Here is a 15,700-nt window from a genome sequence, read left to right as displayed (position 1 = left end):
CAATAAGTCGACCCGAATTTTATCTTAACTATATGAAATTAAAGTTTTTGTTATTCATTCTTTTTGTATCTATTCTATCAGAAACAAAAGCCCAAATTCCAAATTCCAAAATTGGTTCTTTCGAATCATTTTTAGATATAGGTAATCCAAAAATAAAAGGTGATGTAAGTTATAACGAGCCATCCCAAATTTATAAGATTACAGGAACAGGCTCTAATGTTTGGGCAGCTCAGGATAGTTTCTCTTTCCTCAGCAAAAAAATGAATGGTGATTTCATTATCCAAACTCAAGTTAAATTTATTGGCGAAGGGCATGAAAAACATCGAAAAGCAGGCCTAATGATTAGAACTTCTACCACTCCAAATTCTGCAGCTGTAGTTTGTACGGTACATGGCGATGGCTTAACTTCTTTTCAATATAGAACTGCCACAGGTGTAATTATGAAAGAGATTAAGTTAACCACTAAAGCTCCAGATGTTTTACAATTAGAGAAAAAAGGAAATACTTTCATCATGTCTGTAGCTCATTTTGGAGAAATTTATCAAACAGAAATACTAAATGATATTGATTTAGGGGAAAATGTGATTGCTGGTCTTTTTGTTTGTCCGCATACCAATAAGTTTGTTGAAGAAGTTGAATTTAGCAATACCAGAATTTTTAATCCTGCGCCAGCCACATTGGTGCAATACAAAGATTATTTAGGCAGCGCTTTAGAAATAATGGATGTGAATACCGGTCATAGAGAAGTTGTAGCTAATTACAAAGGCTCTTTTCAAGCACCAAACTGGACACCAGATGGACGCTCATTAATTTATAACCAAGAAGGTAAACTTTACAACTTTGATATTAATAGTAAAACCGCTACTGTCATAAATACCGATTTTGCCATTAAAAACAATAACGATCATGTGCTTTCTTTTGATGGTAAACAAATAGGAATTAGTAGCCATACGGAGGATAAAGGAAAATCAGTTGTTTATACTTTACCCATTACCGGTGGCGTACCTAAAAGAATCACCGATAAAAGTCCTTCTTATTTTCATGGCTGGTCGCCAGATAATTTGTCTTTAATTTACACCGGAGAGCGTGATGGTGAATTTGACATTTACAAAATAGCGGCAAATGGAGGAAAAGAAATTCGTTTAACTACTGCTAAAGGATTGGATGATGGTTCTGAATATTCGCCAGATGGAAAAACCATATATTTCTGTTCTACCAGAACCGGATTAATGCAAGTTTGGAAAATGGATGCAAATGGTAAAAATCAAACTCAGCTAACTTTTGATGAATTCAACAATTGGTTTCCGCACATATCTCCAGATGGAAAATGGTTGGTTTTTATCTCTTTCTCTAAAAATGTACCAGCGGATAAGCATCCATTTTACGAAAGAGTTTATATAAGATTGATGCCTGTAGCAGGCGGTGAACCTAAAGTAATTTCATATTTATACGGCGGGCAAGGAACTATGAATGTTCCAAGTTGGTCTCCAGATGGCAAAAAAATAGCCTTTGTAAGTAATGGAAATTTTTAACAGATAATCCTAAATTAAAAAATATGTTTCAGTCAAAAAATAAAATAGCAGTCGTTTTAAAAAGATTTGCTATTGGTGCATTTGCAGTAGCTTTTCTTTCTACCTCGGCGGTAGCGCAAAAAAAACCGAAAACTTACCCTTTAATTCCTTCATTAAATGCTTATTCTTTTAATGATTTGATGATGGCTAAAGATGCTAGAGATAAACAACAGGTTTATACGCTCTTTAATTTATTAGATTGGTGCAAAGCAAACCAGATTAAAGGGTTAGATCCTACTGCTTATTTTTTTCCTACCTATCCTGCAGTTCCTTCTGATGAGTATCTTAAAAAATTTAAAGACAGGGCGGCTGAATTAGGAATTATTTTAACAGGAACTGGAATTAGAAATGATTTTGCATCTCCAGATCCAAAAGTAAGAGCCGCTGGAGTAGCATTAGCTAAAGATTGGATTGTTGCAGCTCATAAAATGGGAATTCCCATAGTTCGTTTATTCTCAGGAGAAATACCAAAAGGTTATGAAAATAAGTGGAAAGAAGTAGCAAATTGGATGATAGAAAGCTATAAAGAATGTGCTGCTTACGGAGCACAATATGAGGTTAAAATTGGAATCCAAAACCATGGCGATATGCTACAAACTGCCGAACAATGTAAATATGTAATTAATGGGGTAAACTCTAAATGGGCAGGTTTAATTGTTGACACTGGTAACTTCAAAACTGCCGACCCTTATAAAGACATTGCAGAGGTAATTCCTTATGCCATAAACTGGCAAATTAAAGAAAGCCCTTACGAGATTGGAAATCCTGTTAAAACAGATTACGATAAGCTTATCAAAATAATAAAAGACGGTGGTTATAAAGGTTTTTTACCAGTAGAAACATTGTTGTTGCGTGATAAACCTTATGATCCATTTGCACTGGTTCCTCAAATGTTGGGTAATATCCAAAAAGCTATAGAAAAAGCATATCAATAACTACAAAACTATAGCGACAAAAAAATGAAAAATACGCCATACATTTTGCTGCTACTTATTTTTATAAGTAGCAGTATTTATGCTCAAAAAACAAATAGTAAAAACTACGCTTTTAAGCAGAATGCCAAAATGGGCAGAGGTTTAAATATTATTGGTTACGACCCAATTTGGAATGATTTTTCTAAAGCCCGAATGCAGGAAAAACATTTTAAGTTGATCAAAGAAGCCGGTTTTAATAACGTAAGGATAAAAATAAGTCCTTTTCGGTTTTCCTTAAAAGATTCAGCTTATACCATCAATTCAAAGTTTTTTACCACGTTAGATTGGATTATTAAGCAATCGCTAAAAAATAAACTGATGGCAATTGTAGATTTTCATGAACATGGCGCCATGGAAAAAGATCCGTTGGGTACTAAACCTCTGCTTTTAGCCATGTGGAAACAAATTGCTGAGCATTGTAAAAATTATCCACAAGATGTAGTTTTTGAAATAGCTAATGAACCTAACATGAAGCCGGAGTTGTGGAATCAAATCCATAAAGAAGCTTATGATATCATCAGAAAATCTAACCCAAAAAGAACTTTATTGATAGGTACTGTATACGGAAACCAATTGAGTTACTTAAAAGATTTGGTTTTACCAGAAGCTGATAGAAATATTATTGTTGCAGTTCATTATTACAGCCCTATTCAGTTTACACATCAAGGTGCACCATGGTCTTTTAAAAACAAAGATTTAAGTGGCATTACTTGGACGGCTACAGAAGATCAGAAAAAAGCAGTTCAAAAAGATTTTGACAATGCCCAAGATTGGTCAAAACAACATAACAGACCACTTACTTTAGGAGAATTTGGTGCTTATGAAAAAGCCGATATGGCATCAAGAATAACCTGGACAAATTATATTGCCCGACAAGCGGAAGCCAGAAATTGGAGTTGGAGTTATTGGCAATTTGACTCTGATTTTATAGCTTATGATATGGCTAAAGATGAATGGGTAAAACCAATTAAAGATGCTTTAATACCTTCTAAAAAATAATAATTGAATTTTTCAGATCTTAGGATCTGATTTAAATAAAACCAAAATTATGCACTTATTAAAAACTTATTTTTTACTCCTATTTATTCTAGCATTTACTTCAAGTATTTCACTTGCTCAAGACAATTCTCTCACTAAAAGTGAAAAGCAAGAAGGGTGGAAACTTTTATTTGATGGAAAAACCTCAACCGGTTGGAAAGGTGCTTTTACAGATAACTTCCCATTAAAAGTTTGGAAAATTAAAGATGGCGTTTTAGAAGTTGATGCAAGTGGCGGTGCAGAATCAGCTGATGGTGGAGATATAGTAACGGTTAAAGAATATGATAATTTCGAATTAAAAATTGATTTTAAATTGACGAAAGGAGCAAATAGTGGCGTTAAATATTTTGTATCGCCACAACAAGCAACGCCTTCTAGTCCAAGATCTGCTTATGGATTAGAATTTCAGTTATTAGATGATGCGGTACATCCTGATGCTAAATTGGGTAAAAGTGGAAACAGAACCATTTCTTCTTTATATGATTTAATCCCTGCTATTGATAACAAACCGGTTAAGCCAATTGGCGAATGGAATACCTTAAAAATAGTTTCGAACGGAATACATGTTGAACATTGGCTAAACGGCATTATGGTTTTAACTTACGAAAGAGGAAGCGAAAATTTTAAATCTTTAGTTGCTGATAGTAAATACAAAGACATTCCAAATTTTGGATTAGGTGATAAGGGGAAAATTTTATTGCAAGAACATGGCTTTAAGGTATATTATAAAAATATCAAGATAAAAGAAACAAAGCTAAACGCCTATAATAAAACTGGTAAACTATTAAAAGAAATGCCAGCAGTGGTTTCATTTACTTATCGACATAGTTTTGAGAAAAATTTTGAAGCAACATTAGATACCATTAAAAATCTGGGAATTACCAATATAGAGTTCTCAAATTTATTTAAACAAAAAGCGGATATCATCAGAAAAATGTTAGATGAAAGAGGAATGGAATGCACTTCTTTCGGTGTTAGTTATGACGATATCGTAAAAAACATTGATGCCGTTGGTAAAAACGCTAAAACATTAGGAGCAAGTTTTGTAAGGGTAGCGTGGATTCCTCATGATAAAACTAACTTGACAATAGATATTACTAAACAAGCAGTTATTGATTTTAACGCTGCTGGTAAAATTCTAAAAGAAAAATACGGTTTAATATTTTGCTACCATAATCATGGATTTGATATGCAAACTTATAATAATCAAACCTTCTTTGATTATATCATGACAAACACAAATCCTGAATATGTAAGTTTTGAACTAGATATATTATGGGCATTTCATGCGGGAAGTGATCCCGTAGCATTAATGAAAAAATATGGTTCTCGCTTTAAGCTGATGCATGTAAAAGATTTAAGGAACGGAATAGTTGGAAATTTGACAGGAGCAACTCCCGTAGAAAATGATGTTGCAGTTGGCTCTGGACAAATAAACATTCCCGCCGTGATTAAAGAAGCTCAAAATATTGGGATAAAATATTTTTACATAGAAGATGAGAGCAAAGCTGTAAATCTACAAGTGCCCGTTAGCTTGGCATTTTTGAAAAAACTTTAAGTGCTTTGTTTTAAATGAAATTAACAAATAGAATGTTTTTAACCTTTTTTGAGATTGATTTGAAAATAGAATTGCTATGAAGATTTCTCATATATTTATAAGCTTATAAAAAATTTAACCCAAATAATCTAAAAAATTATGGATAAATCACGCAGAAAATTTATAAAAAATTCGGCAATAGCAGCCGCTGGAACCTATTTGGGCACAGTGGGTATGAGTGCTAAAAGCTATGGAAATATAATTGGAGCAAATGATAGAGTAAGGGTTGGTGTAGTTGGTTTTTCAGATAGGTTTAAAGATGCTTTGATGCCAAGTTTTTTAAAAAGCAACAAAGAATTAAATTTTGATATTGTTGGCGTTTCTGATTTATGGAGTTACCGCAGAGATTTAGGTGTTAATCATATTAAAGGATTAATTGGACATGATATAAAAGCTTGTAGAAATAATGATGAGCTATATGCAATGAAAGATTTGGACGCTGTAATTGTGAGTACTGCCGATTTTCAACATGCATTACACACTATTGAGGCAGTAAATGCTGGTTGCGATGTATATTGTGAAAAACCTTTTGCAGAAACAATGGCAGATAATCGGGCGGCATTAAAAGCAGTAAAAGCATCAAAACAAATAGTGCAAATAGGTTCTCAAAGAAGAAGTGGGAAAAACTATCAAGCTGCGGCAGATTTTATCCAACAAGGTAAATTTGGTGATATCACAATGGTAGAATTGAGCTGGAATGTTAACCAGCCGGGGCGTTGGAGAAGACCAGACTTGGTGGCAAAAATTAAAGAACAAGACACAGATTGGAAACGATTTTTACTGAACCGCCCTTTTGAAGAATGGGACCCAAGAAAATACCTGGAATATAGATTGTTTTGGCCTTACTCATCAGGAATGCCAGGCCAATGGATGAGCCATCAAATAGACACCGTACATTGGTTTACCGGATTAAAACATCCTCGCAGTGTGGCAGCAAATGGCGGAATTTACCAATGGCGAGATGGCAGAAGAAATTGGGATACCACTACCGCTGTTTTTGATTACGGGCCACAGGACAATCAAGAAAAAGGATTTCAGGTTGTATTTACTTCTAGAATGCATAACGGTGATGAAAAACCAGCTGAAATCTATTACTCTAATGGAGGAGAACTTAATCTTATCACAAATACAGTATCTCCAAATGGCGGATTATCAGAAAAACATGCCGCTGCAATGCAAATGAAAGCCAACCTACTTCCCAATATAAAACTTGCAGAATTAGTAAAAGTAGATGCTGCTGCAAATGCTGGTGCAGATGATTTAGTAAGTAACCATATGCGAAATTGGATGGAGTGCATAAGAAGCAGGGAACAAACACATGCTCCTGTAGAGGCTGGATATTATCATTCTATAGCAAATATTATGACAAATGCGTCTGTTAGGACTGGATACAAAGCTACTTTTAATGAAGCTACGCAAGAGGTTATGGTAAACGGTAAAGTATTTGAATATTAGTTTATAATACTTTTTCCAAAATTTTTACAAAAGCCTTCAATGATATCATTTGAAGGCTTTTTTTATTGGAACTTCATTCTAATATTCAATTAGATTGAAGTTATTAACTGCTATCTCCTATTAAATCTACTGCTGATAAACCTAATGTTTTACATCAAATAGCCTATAACATAATTAGTTTTAGTTCAATTTTTAAAACAATTAACACTTCCATATAGGTATCTATTTCAAATAGAACTTTCCTGTAAATAATTTTACGTCAGCTATCACCATGATTATTAATTAATTATGGATTCTAACTATGCGTTTCAAAATTACAGGAATAATTTAATGCAAAACATCACTTTTTTAACTGTTATACATCACTTCCTATTCAAACAGCCACCCATACATTTGACTCATCATTTAAACATAGTATTAAAAAATAAAAAATGAAATCTTTATTAAATCCTATTAAAACAACGTTAAATATCAAAAAGGAAATAGCTGTAGCTTTCTTTTTCATATTGGCTTTTACTGCATTTAATTTAAGTGCACAAACTAGCTATCAGTCAATTCCTGCAAATTCATCTATTAAGGTATCTGGTTCCTCTAATTTACATGACTGGACAATGAAAGATGAGGTTTTAACTGCCGCATCAGCCTTTATTTTTAAGGATGGAAAATTAAGCGACATGACTGCTCTTAGCTTTTCTACCAAGGTAGTTAACTTAAAAAGCGACGAAGATTTGCTAAACAGTAGAGCTTATAAAGCCTTAAACACTGAAAAATATAGTACTATTAATTTCAAGCTGACTTCTGCCACGGTTACTCCTTTAGCAAATGGACACTTTACTATTAAAGCTATCGGAAAATTACAAATCTCTGGGGCTACTAAAGATGTTGTCCTTTATGCAGATGCGATACAAAACAGTGATAAAACAATCAGCTGTAATGGATCTGAAAAACTAAAAATGAGCGAGTATGGCGTGAAACCTCCTACGTTTATGTTGGGTGCTTTAAAAGTAACAGATGAAGTAACCATCAATTACAACTTAAAATTTAAAAATTAAATCTTAAACCTTATCAATATAATAATAAACATCATGAAAACAATTACTAACTTTATTAGAACAGCAACAGCAGTTGCCCTTTTAATTAGCCCAATGCTGTCTCTTGGTCAAGATACCACCAGAGTAGAAGATGGCGTTAAAACAAGGATTTCTAATCTACGTCCTTACGATCAATCAGGAATAAATGTATTTGAAGCACCAAAAGAAATGAATGCTCCTTTTGATGGTTTAAAGGTAAGATTTGGAGCAGGTTTTACACAATCTTTCCAAAATCTTAAACACGAGAACACATTTACAATTCCAGCAAATGAATTGTATAAAATGACTCCTGGTTTTAATACAGCCAATGCCAATTTATATATGGATGTGCAGCTTGCTGATGGTATCCGTTTAAACTTAACCAGTTATTTATCTTCTCGTCACCATAATGAAACTTGGGTAAAAGGTGGTTATATCCAGTTTGATAAACTTCCTTTTAAAGGAGATATATGGGATATGATTATGAGTTTTACCACTGTTAAAATCGGACATATGGAAATTAACTATGGTGATCAACATTTCAGACGTTCTGATGGTGGTGGAACTATTTATAATCCATTTGTTGAAAATTACATTATGGATCAGTTTGCTACAGAAATTGGTGGAGAGGTATATGTGAGATTAAACAGTTTAACTGGTATGATTGGAGTTTCTAACGGAATGATCAAAGGAAACATAGCTGAACTTGTACCAACTACACAAGACGCAAACATCCATAAATCTCCTTCATTTTATTTTAAAGGCGCATTTGATAAAAAATTGGGTGACGATTTAAGATTAAGGTTAGCTGCATCTTATTATACAAATAACAGCTCTGGAGGAAATACCTTATTTGGCGGAGACCGTACAGGATCTAATTACTTTTTAGCAATGGAAAAAATTGGAGCCACTACTGATGCGAATGCTTTTTCAGGACGTTTTAACCCTGGTTTCTCTAAAGAAATTCATGCTGCACAATTAAATGCATTTGTAAAAGCATCTGGTTTTGAATTATTCGGAACTTATGAATTTTCTAATGGCAGAAGTAAAACAGAAACAGATAACAGAGATGCTAACCAATATGCAATAGAAGGTGTTTATCGTTTTGGAGCCAAAGAAAAATTATTTGTAGGCGCAAGATATAATAAAGTTGATGCAAGATTAACCGGAATGACTACTGACGTTTCTGTAGATAGAACTTCTTTCTCTGCAGGTTGGTTTTTAACTCGTAATGTTTTATTAAAAGCAGAATATACAGATCAAAACTATAACGATTTCTTAGCTAGTGATTATAGAAATAATGGTAAATTCCATGGATATGTGGTTCAAGCTGTTGTAGGATTTTAAATTTTTCAGTTTTATTTTAAGTCAGGTTGAGCAATTCAACCTGACTTTTTTAATTCTTCATCATTTACATCATGAAAACTAAAAGCCTTTTTTGTTCACTCCTGTTATTTAGTTCAATGATAGGAGTTTTGTTTCTCTCTTTTAAAAGTCAAGTTTCAAATTCTACTAAATGGGTTATCAATAAAAGTGGCTATTTACAGGTTAAGGGCACTACAACTATAAATACTTTTACTTGTGTAATACCAAATTACAACCGTCCTGATACCATTATCCTTTTAAATAATAAGAGTTTTATAAAGTTGAGAGGAGAAATTTCTTTGAGTGTAAACGCTTTTGATTGCCACAATGTAATGATGACTGCACAACTCCGTAAAACTTTAAAAGCTGCGCAATATCCTAATATTAAAATTCGATTTATTAGCTTAAATGAATTGCCAGATTTAAATGGACAAAGAAAACGTGTAAAAGGATGCGTTGAAATTGTTTTGGCCAATGTAACAAAACGTTGTGACATTGATTATCAAATTTCCCAGGATGAACAAAATTATATTCATTTAACAGGAACCCACAATGTAAATTTTTCGGATTTTAAACTTACGCCTCCAACCAAATTAGGCGGAATGATTAAAACAGATGACCAATTAGGAATCGAGTTTCAATTGCAGTTTAAGGAAATCTAACGTCCGATATTATTTGATTAGTCAAATCCTTAAGCTTCCCTAAACAGCCTGATTAACTTACGATTCTTTAAAACTGATGTAGAATTTGGTCTCAATACAAGAACTTGATATTATAATATTTACAAAATTTCCAAGCATTTCTTCTGAGTTATAACCATACTCATTTATCCAATTGTAATGACGATAAAGATTTAGAATATTAGGAATATCTAATCCCCAATATTAGAATCAGAATAATCATTTAGCAATTTTTAAATACCAACTGGCTTATAAGGATAAATTAGATATACTCTATTACTATCATCTAATATATAATTAGCGATTTAATAGGTCTAATCATTAAATGTATTTAGTTATTATAGCAATAATAAGCGAAAAAATAGTTATTGCACAAAGTTTTAATGAAGCGTTTTTCATCTCCTAAATAATGATAATTAAACCTATTTCAGATTAAATCAAGAGTGTTTTAATGGGGATTGATGCAGTTTAAGGATTCAATTTTGCAAATAAAATACCTGCAACTACAGCCTGAAAAAAACCATATACCAACCAACTTAAAACCATTGTTACAGTTACGTCTAATGCAGAAAAAGTAATCCACATTACAGGTATTAAAGATACTATGGCGTATACAAAGCCAAATTCTAAACCACGGACAATGAAATTACCTTTAAACATCCCTTTAAAACGTTCCCAAAACCAAGCTAAAGCCAAACTCAAAACAAAAGCATGTAAATAGAATAATATATCCCTGCTCCCATCAGAATTGAATAAGGGATTACTGTAGGATGTGAAAAAATCCGGAAAGAACCGGATAGCCATAAATAAAGAACCATATCCTAAAACAAACAATAAAGAACCTACTGCAAGTCCGGATAGTAATATTTTTTTCATTTTTATTAATTTTTAAATGCTTAGATATTCAGTTTTATTTAGAAACATCACTTTCAAACCCTATTATTTCTTTTGAGATATGAAAAATTTCTTTTTTGATATGTTTAAAATTTCGGTTTAAATCTTTCATTTCTTCAACTATCCTATTGCTTTCCAGCTTAAAAAAATAAAAATCGTGATTATTGATGTCTTTAATTTTTACATGCAAATTTTCCTGATGTAGCAATGCATCACGAGAAACGTTAGATTTTATCAATGCTAATTGGGATAATCTGTCATGAATCATTTGACTTTTATTAATATGCTCATGCTTTAATTCATGCATAAAATATTTATTAATCAAACCTTTTAAAAACCTTACTTCATCATCAAAAAAAATCAATTCTGTAATGTGGCGTTTGTTTAGTTTGTAAAGCTTTTCTAGCTCAGTTTCTGATGGAAATTCTTCTTTAATATTCATTTAAATTTAGATTAAGCTTGTCTATTATTGCTCGGTGTTTGATGTTTAGTTTGAGATAGATATTCTGTATAGGTGTAAGGATAAATCAACAATGGAATTTGGGAATAATTAGCCATTTGCTTGCTTACACTGTTATGAAAAATACTTTCGGGGAAATGATATTTTTTATGAACAAGAACCATCACGTCGGTATTTTGATTAATATTCTCGTCACATAAGGATTGTACTATGCTTTTACCTTTAATATTTTTAAAGTTGATATTATTGTAAAGTTCCACATCCTCAAAAACCTCATTATTAAGCTCCTTTTCTTTAACAGTATAGGAAGAAACATGGGCTATGGTTAACTCTGAAATAAAAATTGTAGCCAACATACTTATTGATTTTACAACAGCAGTATCAATTGATCTTAAATCCGTAGCATAAGTTATTTTTTTTACTGATTTAAATTCTAAACCATCAGGAATAATCAAAACTGGGCAAATTACTTTATCTAATAAATCATGGGTATCACTGCCAAAAAACAAACGACTCACTTTTCCAGATTTGGGACCACTCATTACCACTAAACTTATGGCTTTTTGAACTACCATTTCACTAACCAAATCTGCTACAGCGCCAAAGCAATTACTATAACTTATTTCTGGATTAAAATCATCAATATTATTGGTATTATACTTAGATTTAAGTTCTAAAGAAAGTGCTTTAAGCAAATTTGAACTTTCATCTTCAAGATTAACAAAATCTGAAGACCAGGGAATTTGTGAGGCAATAGCGTTTTTCTCAGGTATTCCAAACGCATTAAATAAATGAATATTAGCCTTAATTTTTTGTCCAAACTGATAGGCATAAGATGCTGCGTTATTTGCCTGTAAAGAAAAATCTGTTAACAAGATGATTGTTTTCATTGCCCTAATGATTTTTACTAAAATCCGAAAAAGGATGGGCTAGAAAAATGATAATCATCATAATAAATATGATATATATTCTTAAATGGATAATAAGTTTGATTTGCAGGTTTAAACTCCATTATATTTCAATTTTACTATAGTTTTTCAATCAGTTTGCCATCACATATATTTGCATCATTAAAAAAATTATTTCTGATGCAACCTTTTATGTAAAATCATCATCTTGCATACAGAACCTTATATGAATTTGAAACACAAATACGCTTTAGAAGATATTGTTAAAGGATGCCAAGCTGGAGAACGGAAGTTTCAGGAAATGCTTTACAATACCAGTTCCAGCAAAATGCTGGGAATATGCATGCGTTATGCCAAAGATAATTTTGAAGCTGAGGATATGATGCAGACCGGTTTTATAAAAGTATTTAAAAAAATTAATGATTATCGTGGCGAGGGATCTTTTGAAGGATGGATGAGGAGGATTATGGTGCATACTTCTATAGAGTTTTATCGTAAAAATTTACGCAGTTTAAACGTTGTAAATATCGATGAAACACATGAACAAGCTGCTTCTTCTAATTTTGACATGAGCAGTTTGAATGTAAAGGATTTAATGCGTTTGATACAGAATTTAAGCACAGGTTATAGAATGGTATTTAATATGTATGCAATAGAAGGTTACTCGCATAAAGAAATTGGAGAGCAATTGGGCATTACAGAAGGAGCAAGTAAATCGCAATTATCTAGGGCCAGAGCGATATTAAGGGAACAAGTTTTAAAATTGGAAGGATATAAAAATGAAGCCAATGTTGGATAAAGATTTTGATCAATTATTCAAATCTTCTTTTGAGGATTTTGAAGTGCAACCAGCGGCAAATAGCTGGGATAAAATAACTGATGGTTTAGATAGAAAACCAAAGCGCAAAAATTTTGGAATATTTTGGATGGCAGCCGCAAGTGTGGTAGTTGTTTTAGGTATTGGAATTGGATTATATACCAAACCTACGGAAGTAATTAAGCTACGAGGAAATACCGAGGAAGTTTTAAGCCAAGCCGCTAAAGAACAAAATAATGATGTAGAAAATGTTGATGTAGAAAACACAAAAAGCGAAACTGATAATAACACTAAAAACAATAGTTTATTAGCTAATAATCAATCTACTAAAAAAATAAATAAAAATAATTTAGAGACCCATGCAACCATTAGCAATACTAGCAACGTCTCATTAACAAAAGATACTGAAAATGAACTGTCGCGAATAGTTGCAACAAAGCCGATAAGGACAAAAACAGTAACAGAGCGAATTTTAGAAGAAGAGGCCTCTAAAAATTTAGATGATTCTAAGATTAAAACTCAAACTCTTTTAGCACAAAACACCATTGATGAAAACCTGGAGGAAGATGGATACCAATCTAACAGGAGACAAAAAATAAAATCAGTGGGAGATTTGGTCAACTTTGTGGTAGCTAAAGTTGACAAGCGAGAAGAAAAAATAATAAAAGTGAGCAAGACAGATGAAAGTGATAATGAGATTACTGGAATTAACCTGGGCTTGTTCCGATTTAGAAAAATAGATTAAACATTAAAATTAAAAGAAAGATGAAAAAAATATACTTATTTGTAATTGCACTACTAATTGTAGGCACTACTCAGGCTCAAGAACAAGACACCATCAAAATATTAAAAAAAGGAACTAAAACCTCCATGATTATTGATTCTAATGGTGTAAGCATTACTGTTGGCAAAGCCGATTCAGTTAAAAAAGTGAAAAAGGTGATTAAATATCCTCATGCTACATTTGGTTTAACGTTTGAGCATTTTGATATAGGATTAGGAAAATATCATACAGGATCTGATTTTTCTGCTCCAGCAGGCTATCCATTTTTAGAAAACAGAGCATGGAAAACTTTAAATGTTGGTTTTGATTTATTACAATTTGGAGTAAGATTTAACCCAAATTTTAAACTGATGTTAGAAGCTGGATTAGATTGGAACTTGATTAGATTAGTTCAAAATGTAACTATCCAACCTAACCAACCTACACTAACGGCTACTAATGATGCAATCAATTATGATAAAAACAGGTTTTCTAACCAATATTTGAGAATACCCTTATATTTTGAATATCGTACGCCACAAGGTGAAAAAGGAAAAAGATTTTCTATAGTTGGCGGTCCAGAAGTTGGATTTTTATTAAATGGTAAAGTGAAACAAAAAAGTAGCGAAAATGGAAAAGAAAAATTTAAAGATGATTACAATTTTGAACCTTTCCGTTACGGAGCTAACATAAGAGTGGGTTATGGCGGAGCCGGATTATTCTTTAAATATTATATGAACGATGTTTTTGCTAAAAACCAAGGTCCTGCAGATTATAAAAACCTTAATTTTGGATTAACATTTGGATTCTAACATTAATAATAAATTACTCATAAAACCCTCGTTTTTAATTAAGCGAGGGTTTTTTTGTGATCATTATCGAAAGCTTAATTTCTTTTCCAGATGTGAGGATCACAATTCATTTTGGGATTAAATCTTATAACAAATCATTTCATCCTCTCTTAAACAATTATCAACTCCATCTTAATTTTTTTATCTTTACGCCCCGCTAAAAAATTAGAAGAATGCCCTTATTACAATTAAATAATGTAAGTAGAAATTTTCAAGAAGGAATACCTTCTGGTGTTTCGGGTATTAATCTAAATATTGAAACTGGCGAAATTGTAACCATCATCGGCGAAAGCGGAAGTGGAAAAACCACACTATTAAAACTGATTTACGGCTATCTTATTCCTCAAAAAGGAGAGGTACTTTATAACGGAATAAAAATTAAAGGGCCGACAGAAAAATTGATTCCGGGGCATGATGAGATGAAAATGGTAACCCAAGAACTTACCTTAAATCTTTATGCCAAAGTTTTCGATAATATTGCTTCCCAATTATCTAATACAGATTTACAGGCCAAAAGTCAGCTAACCTTGCAAACCATGGAATTTCTTAGGATTGACCATTTGGCCGAGAAAAAAATTGTAGAATTAAGTGGTGGCGAACAACAAAGGGTAGCAATTGCAAAAGCGGTGATAACAGAACCAAAAGTTCTATTATTAGATGAGCCATTTAGCCAAATAGATAGCGTTCTAAAAAAACAATTACGAGATGATATTGAGCGTTTATCTAAATTTTTAAAGATTACAATCATCATGGTTTCCCATGATCCAACTGATGGTTTAGCACTTTCAGACCAATTATTGATTGTAAAAGATGGTAAAATATTAAGGCAAGGTAAACCCCAAGATTTATATTTTGATCCTCAATTTGCATATGTAGCCAAAATTTTAGGAAGAGCAAATTTGCTAAAAAACCTAAGTTTTTTACCTCAACAGAACATTACTTATGCTGTTTATCCTCATCAAATAAAATTAAATCCTTACCAAGGTGTAGCAGAAGGCGCTGTAAAATCAATTCATTTTAGTGGTGCTTACCAAGAAGTAGAATTGGTAATAGAAAGTAAAGTAATTTTAGTTCACGACCATCAATTTTTGAATTTAAGAACTGGGGATATTGTTTATTTTGATGTGGATAATTTTCAAGAATTAGCTGATTAAGAATAATTTTGAAGTTGTTAACTAAATTATTGGGATTGGCTTTTGCGTTAACGATTGAAGCGGCATCCTTTTTTCTTTTCCTGAAAAAAGATATAGTGTAAAG

15 protein-coding genes are annotated in these 15,700 nt (G+C 32.4%); 12 read left to right on the top strand and 3 right to left on the bottom strand.

Annotated elements, in window-relative coordinates:
* The first annotated feature begins 32 nt into the window (after window positions 1-32).
* The 8 genes from A5893_RS05260 (at window position 33) to A5893_RS05225 (ending at window position 9,732) form a co-directional block, all read left to right on the top strand.
* On the top strand, window positions 33-1,532 hold the full coding sequence (locus tag A5893_RS05260; protein ID WP_068821514.1) for a TolB family protein: 1,500 nt from the start codon (window positions 33-35) through the stop codon (window positions 1,530-1,532).
* Window positions 1,533-1,555: 23 nt separating this feature from the next.
* A complete protein-coding gene (locus A5893_RS05255; RefSeq protein WP_068821513.1) occupies window positions 1,556-2,506 on the top strand; it encodes a sugar phosphate isomerase/epimerase family protein in 951 nt (316 codons plus the stop codon).
* A 24-nt stretch (window positions 2,507-2,530) separates the two neighbouring features.
* Entirely contained in the window at window positions 2,531-3,544 is a 1,014-nt protein-coding gene (locus A5893_RS05250; RefSeq protein ID WP_082911340.1) for a glycoside hydrolase family 5 protein, read from the top strand.
* Window positions 3,545-3,593: 49 nt separating this feature from the next.
* Entirely contained in the window at window positions 3,594-5,141 is a 1,548-nt protein-coding gene (locus A5893_RS17435) for a family 16 glycoside hydrolase (RefSeq protein ID WP_082911339.1), read from the top strand.
* 138 nt (window positions 5,142-5,279) lie between these two features.
* Window positions 5,280-6,635 (top strand): Gfo/Idh/MocA family protein, encoded by a 1,356-nt coding sequence (locus tag A5893_RS05240; RefSeq protein ID WP_068821512.1) that lies wholly within the window; start codon window positions 5,280-5,282, stop codon window positions 6,633-6,635.
* 431 nt (window positions 6,636-7,066) lie between these two features.
* A complete protein-coding gene (locus A5893_RS05235) occupies window positions 7,067-7,687 on the top strand; it encodes a YceI family protein (RefSeq protein ID WP_068821511.1) in 621 nt (206 codons plus the stop codon).
* A 33-nt stretch (window positions 7,688-7,720) separates the two neighbouring features.
* The gene (locus A5893_RS05230; protein ID WP_068821510.1) at window positions 7,721-9,052 is read left to right on the top strand and encodes a hypothetical protein; all 1,332 of its coding nucleotides are present in this window, start codon (window positions 7,721-7,723) and stop codon (window positions 9,050-9,052) included.
* Window positions 9,053-9,168: 116 nt separating this feature from the next.
* Window positions 9,169-9,732, top strand: coding sequence for a YceI family protein (locus A5893_RS05225; RefSeq protein ID WP_198342278.1), 564 nt, complete (start codon window positions 9,169-9,171; stop codon window positions 9,730-9,732).
* Window positions 9,733-10,218: 486 nt separating this feature from the next.
* Here the strand turns inward: A5893_RS05225 and A5893_RS05220 are convergent, their stop codons facing one another.
* The 3 genes from A5893_RS05220 to A5893_RS05210 are packed head-to-tail and all read right to left on the bottom strand — an operon-like array spanning window position 10,219 to window position 11,994.
* Window positions 10,219-10,626 (bottom strand): hypothetical protein, encoded by a 408-nt coding sequence (locus A5893_RS05220; RefSeq protein WP_068821508.1) that lies wholly within the window; start codon window positions 10,624-10,626, stop codon window positions 10,219-10,221.
* A gap of 34 nt (window positions 10,627-10,660) precedes the next feature.
* Window positions 10,661-11,086, bottom strand: a complete 426-nt coding sequence (locus A5893_RS05215) for a hypothetical protein (protein ID WP_068821507.1) — start codon at window positions 11,084-11,086, stop codon at window positions 10,661-10,663.
* A gap of 11 nt (window positions 11,087-11,097) precedes the next feature.
* Window positions 11,098-11,994: a universal stress protein gene (locus A5893_RS05210; RefSeq protein WP_068821506.1), complete on the bottom strand. Its 897-nt coding sequence runs from the start codon at window positions 11,992-11,994 to the stop codon at window positions 11,098-11,100.
* Window positions 11,995-12,238: 244 nt separating this feature from the next.
* On the opposite strand from A5893_RS05210, the gene A5893_RS05205 reads away from it, so the two are divergent.
* The 4 genes from A5893_RS05205 to A5893_RS05190 all read left to right on the top strand — a co-directional run bounded on the left by A5893_RS05205 (window position 12,239) and on the right by A5893_RS05190 (window position 15,597).
* Window positions 12,239-12,811, top strand: coding sequence for an RNA polymerase sigma factor (locus tag A5893_RS05205; protein ID WP_068821505.1), 573 nt, complete (start codon window positions 12,239-12,241; stop codon window positions 12,809-12,811).
* Window positions 12,792-13,574 (top strand): hypothetical protein, encoded by a 783-nt coding sequence (locus A5893_RS05200; RefSeq protein ID WP_198342277.1) that lies wholly within the window; start codon window positions 12,792-12,794, stop codon window positions 13,572-13,574. The genes A5893_RS05205 and A5893_RS05200 overlap by 20 nt, the downstream gene beginning before the upstream one ends.
* A 20-nt stretch (window positions 13,575-13,594) precedes the next feature.
* Window positions 13,595-14,404: an outer membrane beta-barrel protein gene (locus tag A5893_RS05195; protein WP_068821503.1), complete on the top strand. Its 810-nt coding sequence runs from the start codon at window positions 13,595-13,597 to the stop codon at window positions 14,402-14,404.
* 212 nt (window positions 14,405-14,616) lie between these two features.
* Window positions 14,617-15,597, top strand: a complete 981-nt coding sequence (locus A5893_RS05190) for an ABC transporter ATP-binding protein (RefSeq protein ID WP_068821502.1) — start codon at window positions 14,617-14,619, stop codon at window positions 15,595-15,597.
* Window positions 15,598-15,700 lie beyond the last annotated feature (103 nt).

The organism is Pedobacter psychrophilus, from assembly GCF_001652725.1.
GTDB classification, from domain to species: domain Bacteria; phylum Bacteroidota; class Bacteroidia; order Sphingobacteriales; family Sphingobacteriaceae; genus Pseudopedobacter; species Pseudopedobacter psychrophilus.
This window is presented reverse-complemented; position numbering and strand designations above follow the sequence as displayed.

Coding starts and splice junctions, on each gene's coding strand:
- A5893_RS05205 (WP_068821505.1), top strand. CDS start 12,239: ATGAATTTGAAACACAAATACGCTTTAGAAGATATTGTTAAAGGATGC.
- A5893_RS05250 (WP_082911340.1), top strand. CDS start 2,531: ATGAAAAATACGCCATACATTTTGCTGCTACTTATTTTTATAAGTAGC.
- A5893_RS05200 (WP_198342277.1), top strand. CDS start 12,792: ATGAAGCCAATGTTGGATAAAGATTTTGATCAATTATTCAAATCTTCT.
- A5893_RS05230 (WP_068821510.1), top strand. CDS start 7,721: ATGAAAACAATTACTAACTTTATTAGAACAGCAACAGCAGTTGCCCTT.
- A5893_RS05255 (WP_068821513.1), top strand. CDS start 1,556: ATGTTTCAGTCAAAAAATAAAATAGCAGTCGTTTTAAAAAGATTTGCT.
- A5893_RS05210 (WP_068821506.1), bottom strand. CDS start 11,994: ATGAAAACAATCATCTTGTTAACAGATTTTTCTTTACAGGCAAATAAC.
- A5893_RS05220 (WP_068821508.1), bottom strand. CDS start 10,626: ATGAAAAAAATATTACTATCCGGACTTGCAGTAGGTTCTTTATTGTTT.
- A5893_RS17435 (WP_082911339.1), top strand. CDS start 3,594: ATGCACTTATTAAAAACTTATTTTTTACTCCTATTTATTCTAGCATTT.
- A5893_RS05215 (WP_068821507.1), bottom strand. CDS start 11,086: ATGAATATTAAAGAAGAATTTCCATCAGAAACTGAGCTAGAAAAGCTT.
- A5893_RS05225 (WP_198342278.1), top strand. CDS start 9,169: ATGATAGGAGTTTTGTTTCTCTCTTTTAAAAGTCAAGTTTCAAATTCT.
- A5893_RS05240 (WP_068821512.1), top strand. CDS start 5,280: ATGGATAAATCACGCAGAAAATTTATAAAAAATTCGGCAATAGCAGCC.
- A5893_RS05235 (WP_068821511.1), top strand. CDS start 7,067: ATGAAATCTTTATTAAATCCTATTAAAACAACGTTAAATATCAAAAAG.
- A5893_RS05195 (WP_068821503.1), top strand. CDS start 13,595: ATGAAAAAAATATACTTATTTGTAATTGCACTACTAATTGTAGGCACT.
- A5893_RS05190 (WP_068821502.1), top strand. CDS start 14,617: ATGCCCTTATTACAATTAAATAATGTAAGTAGAAATTTTCAAGAAGGA.
- A5893_RS05260 (WP_068821514.1), top strand. CDS start 33: ATGAAATTAAAGTTTTTGTTATTCATTCTTTTTGTATCTATTCTATCA.